15 protein-coding genes are annotated in these 14243 nt (G+C 63.8%); 14 read left to right on the top strand and 1 reads right to left on the bottom strand.

What is annotated here, in order from left to right; all coding sequences use genetic code 11:
* Window positions 1-42 precede the first annotated feature (42 nt).
* A complete protein-coding gene (locus Q0K12_RS02015) occupies window positions 43-369 on the bottom strand; it encodes a chemotaxis protein (RefSeq protein ID WP_297259931.1) in 327 nt (108 codons plus the stop codon).
* A 174-nt stretch (window positions 370-543) separates the two neighbouring features.
* Between Q0K12_RS02015 and Q0K12_RS02020 the strand changes: the two genes are divergently transcribed.
* The 14 genes from Q0K12_RS02020 (at window position 544) to fusA (ending at window position 14215) form a co-directional block, all read left to right on the top strand.
* On the top strand, window positions 544-1191 hold the full coding sequence (locus tag Q0K12_RS02020) for a phosphatidylserine decarboxylase family protein (protein WP_297259933.1): 648 nt from the start codon (window positions 544-546) through the stop codon (window positions 1189-1191).
* Window positions 1192-1213: 22 nt separating this feature from the next.
* On the top strand, window positions 1214-2002 hold the full coding sequence (gene pssA / locus Q0K12_RS02025) for a CDP-diacylglycerol--serine O-phosphatidyltransferase (protein WP_297259935.1): 789 nt from the start codon (window positions 1214-1216) through the stop codon (window positions 2000-2002).
* Between the two features lie 118 nt (window positions 2003-2120).
* Window positions 2121-3668: a 2-isopropylmalate synthase gene (locus tag Q0K12_RS02030; protein WP_297259937.1), complete on the top strand. Its 1548-nt coding sequence runs from the start codon at window positions 2121-2123 to the stop codon at window positions 3666-3668.
* A gap of 76 nt (window positions 3669-3744) precedes the next feature.
* Entirely contained in the window at window positions 3745-5007 is a 1263-nt protein-coding gene (locus Q0K12_RS02035) for a 3-isopropylmalate dehydratase large subunit (RefSeq protein WP_297259939.1), read from the top strand.
* 15 nt (window positions 5008-5022) lie between these two features.
* On the top strand, window positions 5023-5523 hold the full coding sequence (locus Q0K12_RS02040) for a 3-isopropylmalate dehydratase small subunit (protein ID WP_297259941.1): 501 nt from the start codon (window positions 5023-5025) through the stop codon (window positions 5521-5523).
* 76 nt (window positions 5524-5599) lie between these two features.
* Window positions 5600-6673: a 3-isopropylmalate dehydrogenase gene (gene leuB, locus Q0K12_RS02045; protein ID WP_297259943.1), complete on the top strand. Its 1074-nt coding sequence runs from the start codon at window positions 5600-5602 to the stop codon at window positions 6671-6673.
* Between the two features lie 399 nt (window positions 6674-7072).
* On the top strand, window positions 7073-7333 hold the full coding sequence (locus Q0K12_RS02050) for a hypothetical protein (protein WP_297259945.1): 261 nt from the start codon (window positions 7073-7075) through the stop codon (window positions 7331-7333).
* A gap of 506 nt (window positions 7334-7839) precedes the next feature.
* A complete protein-coding gene (locus Q0K12_RS02055) occupies window positions 7840-8673 on the top strand; it encodes a hypothetical protein (protein ID WP_297259946.1) in 834 nt (277 codons plus the stop codon).
* 165 nt (window positions 8674-8838) lie between these two features.
* Entirely contained in the window at window positions 8839-9288 is a 450-nt protein-coding gene (locus Q0K12_RS02060; protein WP_297259947.1) for a hypothetical protein, read from the top strand.
* A 381-nt stretch (window positions 9289-9669) separates the two neighbouring features.
* On the top strand, window positions 9670-9906 hold the full coding sequence (locus tag Q0K12_RS02065; protein ID WP_297259949.1) for a hypothetical protein: 237 nt from the start codon (window positions 9670-9672) through the stop codon (window positions 9904-9906).
* Window positions 9907-9991: 85 nt separating this feature from the next.
* Window positions 9992-10957 carry a hypothetical protein gene (locus tag Q0K12_RS02070; protein WP_297259952.1) on the top strand — a complete coding sequence of 322 codons (966 nt, stop codon included), beginning with the start codon at window positions 9992-9994 and terminating at the stop codon, window positions 10955-10957.
* Between the two features lie 130 nt (window positions 10958-11087).
* The gene (rpsL, locus tag Q0K12_RS02075) at window positions 11088-11459 is read left to right on the top strand and encodes a 30S ribosomal protein S12 (RefSeq protein WP_291488535.1); all 372 of its coding nucleotides are present in this window, start codon (window positions 11088-11090) and stop codon (window positions 11457-11459) included.
* A gap of 106 nt (window positions 11460-11565) precedes the next feature.
* Window positions 11566-12036 (top strand): 30S ribosomal protein S7, encoded by a 471-nt coding sequence (rpsG, locus tag Q0K12_RS02080; RefSeq protein ID WP_296303317.1) that lies wholly within the window; start codon window positions 11566-11568, stop codon window positions 12034-12036.
* A 100-nt stretch (window positions 12037-12136) separates the two neighbouring features.
* The gene (gene fusA, locus Q0K12_RS02085) at window positions 12137-14215 is read left to right on the top strand and encodes an elongation factor G (protein WP_297259955.1); all 2079 of its coding nucleotides are present in this window, start codon (window positions 12137-12139) and stop codon (window positions 14213-14215) included.
* Window positions 14216-14243 lie beyond the last annotated feature (28 nt).

The following is a 14243-nucleotide window of genomic DNA, read 5'->3' on the forward strand; positions in this document are numbered from 1 at the left end:
CCGCATGGTTTGAAACGCAACGCGTTTCCAACGGGAAATGCTCTATTGGCGGAACGGGCTGCGCTGGCGGGGCACCTCCCGGTAGGCGGGCGATTCCGGATCGACGCCGCCGTTATGACGGTTGATGTATCGCCGGTAGTCGTCCAGCCTGGATTGCTGCATCTGCATCATGATATGGGGCTGATTGTAGAAAAAAAGCCTGCGCTGTATGGGGCTTGCGCCCGTCAGAGGCTGGCGCAGGCTGTCCACGGAGCTGACGCCGGGCGGCGCGTCGTCCGGCTCGGAGGTGCCCGTGCCGATGTCCTTGGGGCCGCAGGCCGCAAGCGTCAGGGAAAGGAAAAGACAGGCAGGGAAAAGAGCTCGTCGCATTCTTGCAGCATAGCCGCTGCCGCACGGACGCGCAAGAGCGGGGCATGGCCGCTTTTCCCTTGCCTGCCGGCGCGCGTGAGCATATACTGTTGCTCCCAAAAATGTCACCGGCTCGTCTTGTCGCGGGAGTTTCGCACGCCTGACGCAAGGGCGGGGCCGCCACCGAGGTTCATTATGCGTCCTGCCCGTTGCGGCATCACTCCCGAAGGCTGGCCGGTCATCGGCCTTACCGCTCTGGCGGCACTGATCTTCGCTCTTCTGGATGCCGGGCTCTTCGCCCTGCTCCTGCTGCTCTGCTGCTGGTTTTCCCTGCACTTCTTCCGCGATCCCGAACGGGTCGTCCCGCAGGCGGCCGGGCTGGCCGTCAGCCCGGCGGACGGACGCGTGATCCGCATCGAGGAGAGGCCCGATCCCCTCACCGGGGAACGGCGCATGTGCATGAGCATCTTCATGAACATCTTCAACGTGCATGTGAACCGCAGCCCGGTCGCGGCCACGGTGGAGGAGATCCGCTACTGGCCCGGCAAGTTCATCAATGCCGCCTACGACAAGGCCGCGGAGGAGAACGAACGCTGCGCGCTGCGCCTGCGCGAGGACGACGGGACAGGCTGGGTCATGGTGCAGATCGCCGGACTCATCGCCCGGCGCATCGTCTGCCGGGCCGAGCCCGGGGACGGTCTGGCGCGCGGCGAACGCTGCGGCATGATCCGCTTCGGTTCGCGAGTTGACCTTTACCTGCCCGAAGGATATGCTCCCACCGTATTTGTAGGCGAACGCGTTTTCGCCGGACAGAGCGTCGTGGCCCGACGCCAGACCCAGTAAGCCGCAAGGGATCGGCCCCGCTATGGAAAAAACCGTGGAGAACAGCACGCCGCAGCATGGCAAGAAAGCCCCGCACCGGGGGGTCTATGTCCTCCCCAACCTCATCACGTCCCTCAGCATGTTCATGGGCTTCCTGTGCATCGTCTGGGCCGTGCAGGGGCGTTTCGAGGCCGCGGTCTATGCTGTTTTCCTCTCCGCCCTGCTGGACGGCATGGACGGCAAGGTGGCCCGCCTGACGGGCACGGCCAGCGAATTCGGCGTGCAGTACGATTCCCTCGCGGACCTGGTGGCCTTCGGCGTGGCGCCGGCCATGCTCATGTGGCAGTGGCAGCTTGAGGCCTTCGGCCGCTGGGGCGTGGCCGTGGCCTTCATCTATGCCGCCTGCGGAGCGCTGCGGCTGGCGCGCTTCAACGTCAGCACGACCTTCGTGAGCAAGCGATTCTTCATCGGCCTGCCCATCCCGGCCGGCGGCTGCACGCTGGCGACCTTCGTGCTCTTTTCCGGCATGCTGCCGGACTTCTTCGCGCCCGCCGTCCCCTATGTCTGCTTCCTGCTGGTGATCTTCGTGGGCCTGCTCATGGTCAGCCGGGTGCGCTACTTTTCCTTCAAGGAATACGACTTCCTGCGCGCCCACCCCATCCGTTCCCTGGTGGGGGCCCTGCTGGCGCTGGCGCTGGTCTACTCCCAGCCGCGGATCTTCGCCTTTCTCTTTTGCGCCCTCTACATCGCCGGCGGCATCATCTACACGCTGGTGATTCTTCCCCGTCGCAACCGTCAGCTGCTACGCGCCCTATCGTCTACAGACGACTAAGGCTGCGTAACGGCCGCCACGCGCGTGGCACCTCTCTTCCGGTCAGACCGCCGCAGGGCGGACGTTATGCAGGCAATCGTCCCGAAGAGGATACGCCAAGCCAGAGGAGATGTGCATCATGGACAACAAGGTTTACTTTTTCGACACGACGTTGCGTGACGGCGAGCAGTCGCCGGGCGCGACCATGAATCTTCAGGAAAAACTCCGCCTGGCCCATCAGCTGGAAGTGCTGGGCGTGGACATCATGGAGGCGGGCTTCCCGGCCTCCAGCCCGGGCGACTTCGAGTCCGTGCGCAGCATCGCCCAGCAGGCGGGCGACATCCAGGTCGCCGGTCTGGCCCGTTGCGTGGACAACGACATCGACCGCTGCTGGGAGGCCGTCAAGGTGGCCCGGCGGCCGCGCATCCATACTTTCCTCTCCACCTCTCCCCTGCACATGAAGCACAAGCTGCGCAAGGAGCCGGAGGTGGTGCTCCAGATGATCGAGGCCGGGGTGCGGCGTTGCGCGGGCTATACCGACAACGTGGAATTCTCCGCCGAGGACGCCTCCCGCTCGGACAAGGATTTCCTCTGCCGGGTGGTGGAGACGGCCATCAAGGCCGGGGCGACCACCATCAACCTGCCCGATACCGTGGGCTATGCCCAGCCGGACGAATTCGCGGCCCTCATCAAGTACGTCATCGAGAACACGCCCAACAGCGACAAGGCCATTTTCAGCGTGCACTGCCACAATGACCTCGGTCTGGCGGTGGCCAACACCCTCGCCGCCCTGCGGGTGGGCGCGCGTCAGGCCGAGGTGACCATCGGCGGCATCGGCGAGCGGGCGGGCAACGCCGCGCTGGAAGAAGTGGTCATGGCCCTGCGCGTGCGCCACGACCTCTACCATCTTGAGCACAACATCCGCACCGAACAGCTCTATCCCTCCTGCCGCCTGCTTTCCATGACCATCGGCCAGCCCATCGCCAACAACAAGGCCATCGTGGGGGCCAACGCCTTCGCCCATGAATCGGGCATCCATCAGGACGGCATGCTCAAGAACCGCGAGACCTACGAGATCATGACCCCGCAGTCCGTGGGCCGTACGGAATCCAGCCTGGTCATCGGCAAGCATTCGGGCCGCAACGCCGTGCGCAACAAGTTCGAGAGCATGGGCTACAAGCTGGACGACGACCAGCTGCAACTGGTGTTCGAGGCCGTGAAGAAGCTGGCCGACTGCAAGAAGACCCTGCACGACGACGACCTCATGGCGCTGGTGCAGGAAGAAGTCTACCGCCTGCCCGACCGCTTCCGCCTGCGGCATGTGAGCGTACAAAGCTCCGATGCGGGCGGCGTGCCGCCCACGGCCGCCGTGCTCATGGACATCGACGGCATGGAGCGCAGCGGCGCGGGCTTCGGCGTGGGGCCGGTGGACGCCATCTTCAACGTCATCAACGACATGCTGGGCCGGGAACCGGAACTGGAGCAGTACGCCATCAACGCCATCACCAGCGGTACGGACGCTCTCGGCGAAGTGACCGTGCGTCTGGGCGAAGGCCAGTACAAGGCCGTGGGCCGGGGCGCGCATCCCGACATCCTGGTGGCCAGCGCCCGCGCCTATGTGAATGCGCTCAACAACCTTGCCAAGAAGGAAAAGGAAGGCGAACGCCTGCACTGCCAGCACGACTAGCGCTTCCCCCGCGGAGCGCGGGCGGACGTATTTTTCCCACATCGGGCGGCCACGGGCCGCCGCAAAGGAGTATTGTATGCCTCAGACGCTTGCACAAAAAATCCTGCAGGCCCATACGGACGACGTCATCGAGCGAGACGGCCAGATCGTGCAGTGCCGCCTTTCCCTGGTGCTGGCCAACGACATCACCGGCCCGCTGGCCATCAAGTCCTTCCGCGGCATGGGCGCGAAACAGGTCTTCGACAAGGACAAGATCGCGCTGGTCATGGACCATTTCACCCCGCAGAAGGACATCGACTCCGCCAATCAGGTCATGGTGACGCGCAAATTCGCCGAAGAAATGGGCATCACCCATTACTATGAAGGCGGCGACTGCGGCGTGGAGCATACCCTCCTGCCCGAACGCGGCCTGGTGGGCCCGGGGGACGTGGTCATCGGCGCGGACAGCCACACCTGCACCTACGGCGGCCTCGGGGCCTTCGCCACGGGCATGGGCTCCACGGACATCGCCGCGGGCATGGCGCTGGGCGAGACCTGGTTCAAGGTGCCGTCCACCATCCGCGTCAACGTGACGGGCGACATGCCCCGCTGGCTGCGGGCCAAGGACCTCATGCTCCTGCTCATCAAGACCATCGGCGTGGACGGCGCGCTCTACAAGGCGCTGGAATTCGGCGGCAACGTCATTGACGACCTGCCGGTGGAAGGCCGCCTGACCATCGCCAACATGGCCATCGAGGCCGGCGGCAAGGTGGGCCTCTTCGCCGTGGACGAACAGACCCGCCGTTACTGCGCCGAACACGGCCGCCCCGGCGTGACGCTGGAACTGGCCGCCGATCCCGGCGCGCAGTACGAGCGCGTGGTGGACATCGACGTCACCGGTCAGGAACCGGTGGTGGCCTGTCCGCACCTGCCCTCCAACGTGAAGAACGTCTCCGAAGTGCGGGATACTCCCATCCAGCAGGTGGTCATCGGCTCCTGCACCAACGGCCGCATCAGCGACATGCGCGACGCGGCGGAGATCCTGCGCGGCCGCAAGGTGGCCAAGGGCGTGCGCTGCATCGTGCTGCCCTCCACCCCCGCCGTCTGGAAGCAGAGCCTCAAGGAAGGCCTGCTGGAGACCTTCATGGATGCGGGCTGCATCGTCGGTCCCTGCACCTGCGGCCCCTGCCTCGGCGGCCACATGGGTATCCTCGGCGACGGCGAGCGCGCCGTGGCCACCACCAACCGCAACTTCCGCGGCCGCATGGGCAGCCTGCAGTCCGAAGTCTATCTTGCCAGCCCCGTGGTGGCGGCCGCCAGCGCCGTGGCGGGCTGCGTGGCCGGTCCCGACCAACTGTAAGCAGGAGAACAGATCATGAAATTCAAGGGTAAGGCCCACAAGGTGGGCGAACATATCGATACGGACGCCATCATCCCCGCGCGCTTCCTCGTGACCACCGATCCCAAGAAGCTGGGCGAGAACTGCATGGCCGGTCTGGAACCGGACTGGGTGAAGCGCGTCACGCCCGGCGACATCATGGTGGCGGGGCGCAACTTCGGGTGCGGCTCCTCCCGCGAACACGCGCCCATCGCCATCCTCGGCGCGGGCATCCCGGTGGTGGTCGGGCACAGCTTTGCCCGCATCTTCTACCGCAACGCCTTCAATATGGGCCTGCTCCTGCTGGAAGTGGGCGATGATGTGGACAAGCTCAAGGACGGCGACGAGCTGGAGATCGACGCCGCCGCCGGCGTCATCCGCGACCTGACCAACGGCGTAGAGATCGCCTGCCCGCCCCTGCCGGCCTCCATGGCCCGCATCGTGGAAAAGGGCGGCATGGTCAACTACGTCAAGGAACGTCTGGCCGCCCAGGGCTAGTTTTTCGGCCCGGAGTCGAACGGCTCCGGGCCTTTTTTCACCACAGCCGGGGCCGTCGGCCCCGCGAGGTACTGCAATGAAAAAGACCATCTGTCTGCTGCCCGGGGACTTCAGCGGCCCCGAGATCATGGAACAGGGCGTGGCCGTGCTCAAGGCCGTGGCGGCCAAATTCGGCCATGAATTCGTGTTCGAGACCGCGCTCATCGGCGGCGCGGCCATCGACGCCACGGGCAATCCCCTGCCCGACGCCACGGTGGAAGCCTGCCGCAAGGCCGACGCCGTCTTCCTGGCGGCCGTGGGCGGCCCCAAATGGGACAACCTCGATCCGTCCATCCGCCCGGAAAAGGGCCTGCTCGGCATCCGCAAGGCGCTGGGCCTTTTCGCCAATCTGCGCCCGGCCATGCTCCTGCCCGAACTGGCCGGGGCCTGCCTGCTGCGGCCCGATGTGGCCGCCCGCGGCCTTGACCTCATCGTGGTGCGCGAACTCACCGGCGACATCTATTTCGGCGAGCCGCGCGGCATCGAGACCCGCGACGGCCAGCGCGTGGGCTTCAACACCATGATCTACAGCGAAGAGGAAGTGCGCCGCATCGCCAAGGTGGCCTTCGAGGCCGCCCGCCAGCGCCGCAAGAAGGTCTGCTCCGTGGAGAAGAGCAACGTGCTCGAGACCTCCCGCCTCTGGAAAAGCGTGGTGGAAGAGACCCACAAGGATTACCCGGACATCGAACTCAGCCACATGTATGTGGACAACGCGGCCATGCAGCTGGTGCGCGATCCCTCGCAGTTCGACGTCATCGTGACCGGCAACATCTTCGGCGACATCCTCTCCGACGAGGCCTCGGTCATCACCGGTTCGCTGGGCATGCTGCCCTCGGCCTCGCTGGGCGCGTCCGGCCCGGGCCTCTTCGAGCCCATCCACGGCTCGGCCCCGGACATCGCCGGACAGGACAAGGTCAACCCGCTGGCCACCATCCTTTCCGCCGCCATGCTCCTGCGCATGGCCTTCAAGCTGGAAGAGGAAGCCGCCGCCGTGGAAAAGGCCGTGCGCACCACGCTGGCCGACGGCTACCGCACCGGCGACATCATGGAAGCCGGCAAGACCCTCGTCGGCTGCAAGGAAATGGGGCGTCTGGTCATCGAACGCCTGTAGACCAAACGCGGGCGTCGCGGGGGACAGCGCCGCGACGCCCGCCGCCGGCTCAGGCGGCACACGCCCGGCGGCGAAAGGCCGCCCCTGCCGCAAAAACGGACGCCATGCCCGGAAGGCAGGCCCGACCCAGACGGGACAAGAGCCTGTGAGGCTCGGGGCGGCGTATATTTTTTGAGGGGGAGCTCCCTTTGCTTCTCTGCCGATGCCCGTAAGGCTCTTGCGCCGTTTAATGGGCACGGCCCTGCGAGCCGCCCGTCGGCTCGCTGCCGGTGCGGGAGCGGACTTTCCTTCCCCAACAAGCCCCCCATCCCTTCCCCAACGCGCTTTTGCCGGGAAAAAGCGGGGGACACGAAGCCCGCCCCAAAGGTTAGCGGTGTGCGCCCACAAGGAGCGTTTGCCGTGGAATGGGAGACCATTCTTTCTCTCGGGCTCGTAGCCCTCAGCTTCCTTCTCCTTGCGGGCTGCTCCCTGTATCGCCACAGCGGCAGGTTGCGCAAGGCGCCGCCGCGCACCCGCAAGCTCTTTCTCCTGGCGCAGATCGGAGCGGCGACGCTGCTTGTGGCCTCGGGCTTCTATGCCATGCTGCCGCTGCTGGAAGCTGTTTTGAGCTGCATCGCTCTGCTCTGCGCGATCGCCGGCCTGAACATCTTTCTCAACTGACGCCCACGGCCGCCCGCTCCTTGCCTGGCATGCTTTCGTCAGCATGCCGGCAAAACGCCCCGCAGTTGCGGCCTCCGCCAGCTTTCCGCCAACCGCGGCGGATGAGCGAAACATCATCCCCCCTCTTCAGCCAATGGTGCCCTTGCTAGAGCGCTTTGCCTTTGAAAAAGCAAAGCGCGAGCCGGCGGCACGCCTGCCCGTACCGCCCCTGCAAAGCCGTACTTTTGCGCAGAGGCGTCGGAAAAAAACAGCCCAGCAGTACCGGCAAGGCCGCCCTTTCCCGCACTGAGCCATGCGAGAAACCGCTGAACGACAGGCAGGATGCAGCCTCCTGCGCTGCAAATATCCACTCAAAAAGCTGTAACGACCACATCAAGACTGGAGCAAAGTACATCCCGCTATTTGCATGGCGGGCTTTCTCTGGTATCCCCTGTCCAGCGGTCCACTCGAAAAGCGATCCCCATCGATCGCATGCCCGCACATACCACATCAGGAGTATGCGCTGTATGGAAGGAAGCCTGTTTAACCTCCTTGAAAACGGCATTACTGTTGGAACTATCTACGATATTGTTTCTACAGCGATATTCTTTCTGACCGCATGCTATCTGTTTACACAGCCGCGAAAACAGCCGTACAGGACCATCCTGCTGTCGTCGCTGATCCTTCGCCTGCTGCTGAATGCGCTCAGCGTGGGGGCGACATTCCTGCAGCAGGAAACGAGCCTTTTCAAGATGATTGAGTATGTGCAACTACTGTGCTTGCCGCAGACCTTCGTCACGCTCTATGCCGCCAGACGCTACCGCAAAACGATGTCGCGCGAACCTTTCCACCCGTTTTTGTGCATCAGCCTCGTCTACTGGTTCTCCATACTGGAAGTGGTGGTGCTGGTGCTGACGCTGATGCGGTTCGTCCACCCTCTCATCGAAAACGATATGGCTACTGTTGGAACTTTCTACGATATTGTTTCTACAGCGATATTCTTTCTGACCGCATGCTATCTGTTTACACAGCCGCGAAAACAGCCGTACAGGACCATCCTGCTGTCGTCGCTGATCCTTCGCCTGCTGCTGAATGCGCTCAGCGTGGGGGCGACATTCCTGCAGCAGGAAACGGGCCTTTTCAAGATGATTGAGTATGTGCTGTACTTGCCGCAGATCTTCGTCACGCTCTATGCCGCCAGACGCTACCGCAAAACAATGTCGCGCGAACCTTTCCGCCCGTTTTTGTGCATCAGCCTCGTCTACTGGTTCTCCATACTGGAAGTGGTGGAGCTGGTGCTGGTGCTGATGCGGTTCGTCCTCTCTCTCTTCCTGTTGCTCGGGCGCATATCGATTGCCTGAACATCCGCCAGTTCCTTTAGACGATATAAGAGCAGTCATGACGAACGCCGTCCAGATATGCCGCCCGACAGAACGAGAGCGGAAGACCGCGCTTTTTCGGGAAACGACAGGCCGTAGATTTGAAACGCAAGGCCTTTCAACTGAAGACACTCTCATGGAGGAATCATGGATGACGCTCTCCTGTTCCAAGAGCCCCTTGCCATCGCTCAACTGATCCTGCTCATACTGGTCCTCGGCACGCTTTCTCTTCTGGCTATACGCTATCTGCTCAGCCAGCCGCGGAAGCGGCCGTACAGGAATGTGCTGCTGGCGGCACTGATCTGCCGCCTGCCTCTGGATGTGCTGGTCGTATGGGTACAATTCATGCAAGAGGACGACCTGCCCTCCCCCTTTCAGTTCCTTGGACTGCTGTACATCCTGCTGCACATCGTCATTCTGTATGTTGCCGGACGTTACCGTAAGACGATGTCACGCGAAGAAGGCCGCCCGTACATCTATATGGGGATCATCTTCTGGTTCACTCTGGGGCTGCTGGCGCTGCTGGGACTGATACTGCTGGGGGTATTCCTCATCGTCCACGCCCTACAGTCTGGGTACATGATGGAGCCGTATTGATCGTTCCCGCCCGTCATTGGCCGGGACAGCCGTCGTGCCGGCCACGCACGGGACAGCGGCCGGAACAGGTTGCCGGACATGCCGCTATCTGCTAGAGCAATTTCAGTTTGAAACGCTGTGCGCTTCAAACCACACGGCCTGGCGATTCGCGGAAAACGCGCGATTTTTCCGCTCAATTGGGGCCGGGCGACGCTGTGCCGCCGCCTCGCGTTTTCTCTTTTTCAAAGATAAAACGCTCTCTCGGAAACGATGCCCGCGGGACAGACGGAAAGGACACGCACCAGCGGCAACCTGTGCCCGTGACCGTCCGGGGCGGATCGCCACGCCACGCCGCAGCATGACAGGGCATCGGGGATACGACGACAGCCAGGAGGGCCGCCTGTGTACGCCATCGTTTTAGGATTGATCCTGCTGTGTGGAGTCGGCTTCCTGGCCGTACGCTGGACGTCCGGCAAGCCCGGCATCATCAATGTCGCCATCCGCTTCATCCTGGCCGCGGCCATCGGCGTCTTTCTGGGCTATGCGGCACTGTGGCTCTGCCGCATCGTGGTGCTGGCCGCTCTGCTGGGTCTGGCCGCCTTCCTGCTGTCGCTCAAAAAGCTGTTCTCCTTGCGCTGACGTGCCGGGCCGACGCCTTCCCGCATGAGCGGTCGTGGGCGGGACTGGTCGCGCCGGTTCGATCTACAGGACAAAAGGAGTCCTCATGCGAGTTTTGCTGGGCTGCGTCAACAGCGCCGTCTCTCTGGTTGGTTATGATGTGGAACAGCGGCGGGCCTTCTGGTACTGCCCCGGCAACGTGCTGCGCGCTTGCGGCATCTGCCGCCATGACGGGGCGCTCTACGTCGCCACGGACAGCATGCTGCAACGGCTGGACGCCGGGGGGATCAGCGCCGTGCGGCTCCCCGGCCCCCACGAGAACCTGGCCCACAGCGTGAAACCGCTGGGCGGCTCCCTGCTGGGCATCGCCGACACCGGCAATTCCCGCATCCTGCTGCACAGCGGCGGGCCGGCCAGTCTCGCCCTCTCGCCGCTGGAAGGCTGGGGCGATGCGCTGCCGCCGGACGCCATCCACCTCAACGACTTCGTGCCCTGGCACGACGGCGTGCTGGCCTCCGCCTTCAACCATCAGCCCTTCGACCGCTGGAAGCGTTCCTCCCTTGCCTGGAAAAAGGAAGGCTGGGGGCTCATCTTCCATCTGCGCCGCCATCAGGGGCACACGCTGGCGCGCATCGTGGCCAGCGGCCTGAACTGCCCCCACTCACTCTATTTGCATGAAGGGGACGTCTACTGCTGTTCCTCGGCCAGCGGCGAATTCTTCCGCTACCGGGAGGACGATCACGGACTGCTGCACGAGGTGCGGCGCTGGAAGATCACGGACAGCCACTTTTTGCGCGGCTGCCTGCGCCTGCCCGACGGCTGGCTGCTGGGCGGATCCTCCCAACGCCACCAGACCGAAGGCGGCGGGCTCATGCTCTACCACCTTGCCGACGACGGCAGCGTGACGGAACACCCGCTGGGCGGGGCCGGAGAGATCTACGACATCATCCCCTGGGATGACGCCCTCATGCCCGGCATCAGCGAGATGCTGCTGCGGCAGCCGCTGCTGGATCTGGAAGGGGAGTTCCCGCCCCGCTGCCGCCTGCCGCGCGACTACGGCGGCGAGAGCTGAAAAGGTCCGATCAGCCCCGACGGCCGGCCAGCTTGACAGTTCCCGACAAATTGCGTATGGTTCGCCGCTCTGGACGGTGTCGGCATAGTGCCCGCCGTCTCAACGTGGTCAAGAATATTTGGAGGAATTCATGCCTACTATCAACCAGCTCATCCGCATCGAGCGGAAGGCGGTGGTGAAGCGCAAGAAGACCCCGGCCCTGCAGGCCTGCCCGCAGCGCCGCGGCGTGTGCACCCGCGTGTACACCACCACCCCGAAAAAGCCGAACTCCGCTCTCCGTAAGGTCGCCCGCGTGCGCCTGACCAACGGTATCGAAGTGACGGCCTACATCCCCGGTGAAGGTCACAACCTTCAGGAACACTCCGTGGTGCTCATCCGCGGCGGCCGCGTCAAGGACTTGCCCGGTGTGCGTTACCACATCGTCCGCGGTACCCTTGACACCTCCGGCGTGTCCGATCGCCGCAAGAGCCGTTCCAAGTACGGCGCCAAGCGTCCGAAGTAGTTTTTTTGCGCACGGCGTACGTCATGCAACGTCCGGCCGCGCCTGCGGCGCGCCGACGCTGCGGGGCTGGTGACGCCGCAACCGCTGCCTTTCCAAGGAGAATATCATGCCCCGTAAAGGTCCTGTCCCGAAGAGGGAAGTTCTGCCCGATCCGCTGTACAACAGCCGCCTCGTGACCAAGTTCGTCAACCGTCTCATGTACGACGGCAAGAAGGGCGCCGCTGAAAAGATTTTCTACAGCTCGCTTGAGAATCTCGCCGAGAAGACCGGTGAAGATCCCATGCGCGCCTTTGAAAAGGCGCTGGAAAACGTCAAGCCGCACCTGGAAGTCAAGGCCCGCCGCGTGGGCGGCGCCACCTATCAGGTGCCGATGGAAGTGCGTCCTGAGCGTCAGGTCTCCCTGTCTATCCGCTGGCTGATCAACTATGCCCGCTCGCGCGGCGAGAAGGGCATGACCTCCAAGCTTTCCGCCGAACTGCTGGATGCCTACAACGGCCGCGGCGGCGCGGTGAAGAAGCGCGAAGACACCCACCGCATGGCCGAGGCCAACAAGGCCTTCGCCCATTACCGCTGGTAATCCGCGCACCCGTAATCCACGTAGAGAGCACACCGCGCCCGCAAGGGCGCGGTGTTGATTCACGCATCAAACAGCCATAATCCCCTCAGGGAGGAAGACCGTGTCCCGCACCGTAGCCGTAGACAAACAGCGCAATATCGGCATCATGGCCCATATCGACGCCGGCAAGACCACCACTACCGAGCGTATCCTTTTCTATACCGGCGTGTCGCACAAGATCGGCGAGACCCACGACGGCGAATCCACCATGGACTGGATGGAGCAGGAACAGGAGCGCGGCATCACCATCACCTCCGCCGCCACCACCTGCTTCTGGAAGGACTGCCGCATCAACATCATCGACACCCCCGGCCACGTGGACTTCACCATCGAAGTGGAGCGTTCCCTGCGCGTGCTGGACGGCGCCGTCTGCGTGTTTGACGCCGTGGCCGGCGTGGAGCCCCAGTCCGAGACCGTGTGGCGTCAGGCCGACCGCTACCACGTGCCCCGCATCTGCTTCGTGAACAAGATGGACCGCATCGGCGCCAACTTCTTCCGCTGCGTGGGCATGATCCACGATCGTCTGGGCGCCAAGGCCGTGCCGCTGCAGCTGCCCATCGGCGCTGAAGACAAATTTGAAGGCGTGGTCGACCTCATCGAAGGCAAGGCCATCCGTTTCGACAAGACCTCCAAGGGCGCCGAATTCACCGTTGAGGACGTGCCCGCCGACATGAAGGCCCTTTTCGACGAAAAGCGCCATGAGATGCTCGAAGCCGTGGCCGAAGAGGACGAAGCCCTGCTGGAGAAGTACCTCGGCGGCGAAGAGCTGACCAAGGACGAGATCGTCTCCTGCGTGCGCAAGGCCACCATCGCCCGCAACATCGTGCCGGTGCTCTGCGGCTCCGCCTTCCGCAACATGGGCGTGCAGCCCCTGCTGGACGCCGTGGTGGACTACCTGCCCTCCCCGGTGGACATCCCGCCCATGATCGGCCACATCCCCGGCAAGGAAGACGAGACCGTCGACTGCCATTGCGACGACAAGGAACCCCTGGCCGGTCTGGTCTTCAAGCTCTTCTCCGACCCCTTCATCGGCCACCTGTCCTTCTTCCGCATCTACTCCGGCTACCTTGAGTCCGGTACGGGCGTCTACAACGCCAACACCGGCAAAAAGGAGCGCATCGGCCGCATCCTCAAAATGCACGCCAACAAGCGCGAAGACATCAAGTGGGCCGGCGCGGGCGACATCGTGGCTCTCGTGGGCCTGAAGAATGCCTCCACCGGCGACACCCTCTGCGACGAAAAGCGCGAGGTCATCCTCGAGTCCCTCAACATCCCCGAGCCGGTCATCGAAGTGGCCATCGAGCCCAAGACCAAGGCCGACCGCGACGCCCTTTCCGCCGCGCTCAACAAGCTGGCCAAGGAAGACCCCTCCTTCCGCGTCAAGGGCGACGAGGAAACCAACCAGACCCTCATCGCCGGCATGGGCGAACTGCATCTGGAAATCATCGTTGACCGCCTGACCCGCGAATTCAACGTCAACGCCAATGTGGGCAAGCCGCAGGTGGCCTACCGAGAGACCATCTCCAAGAACGCCAAGGTGGACATGAAGCACGCCAAGCAGTCCGGCGGCCGCGGCCAGTACGGTCACTGCGTCATCGAGGTGGAGCCGAACCCGGGCAAGGGCTACGAGTTCATCAACTCCATCACCGGCGGCGTCATCCCCAAGGAATACATCCCGGCTATCGACAAGGGTATCCAGGATGCCATGAAGTCCGGCGTCATGGCCGGCTTCCCCTGCGTGGACATCAAGGTCAACCTGGTCTTCGGTAGCTATCACGAAGTGGACTCCTCCGAACAGGCCTTCTATGTGGCCGGCTCCATGGCCATCAAGGAAGCCATGCGCCAGGCCGCTCCGGTGCTGCTCGAGCCCATCATGGACGTGGAAGTGGTGACGCCGGAAGAATACCTCGGCGATGTCATGGGCGACCTCAACGGCCGCCGCGGCCGCGTGCAGAGCATGGAAGCCCGCGCGGGCGGCGCGCAGAGCGTGCGCGCGCAGGTGCCGCTGGCCTCCATGTTCGGTTACGCCACCGACCTGCGTTCCCGTACGCAGGGCCGCGCCACCTTCACCATGCAGTTCGACCACTACGAACGCGTGCCGCAGGCCATTGCCGACGAGATCCAGAAGAGCAAGAACTAGCGCACGACCGCAAGCTGATGCCTTGTTG

The organism is uncultured Desulfovibrio sp., from assembly GCF_944324525.1.
Taxonomy (GTDB): Bacteria; Desulfobacterota; Desulfovibrionia; order Desulfovibrionales; family Desulfovibrionaceae; genus Desulfovibrio.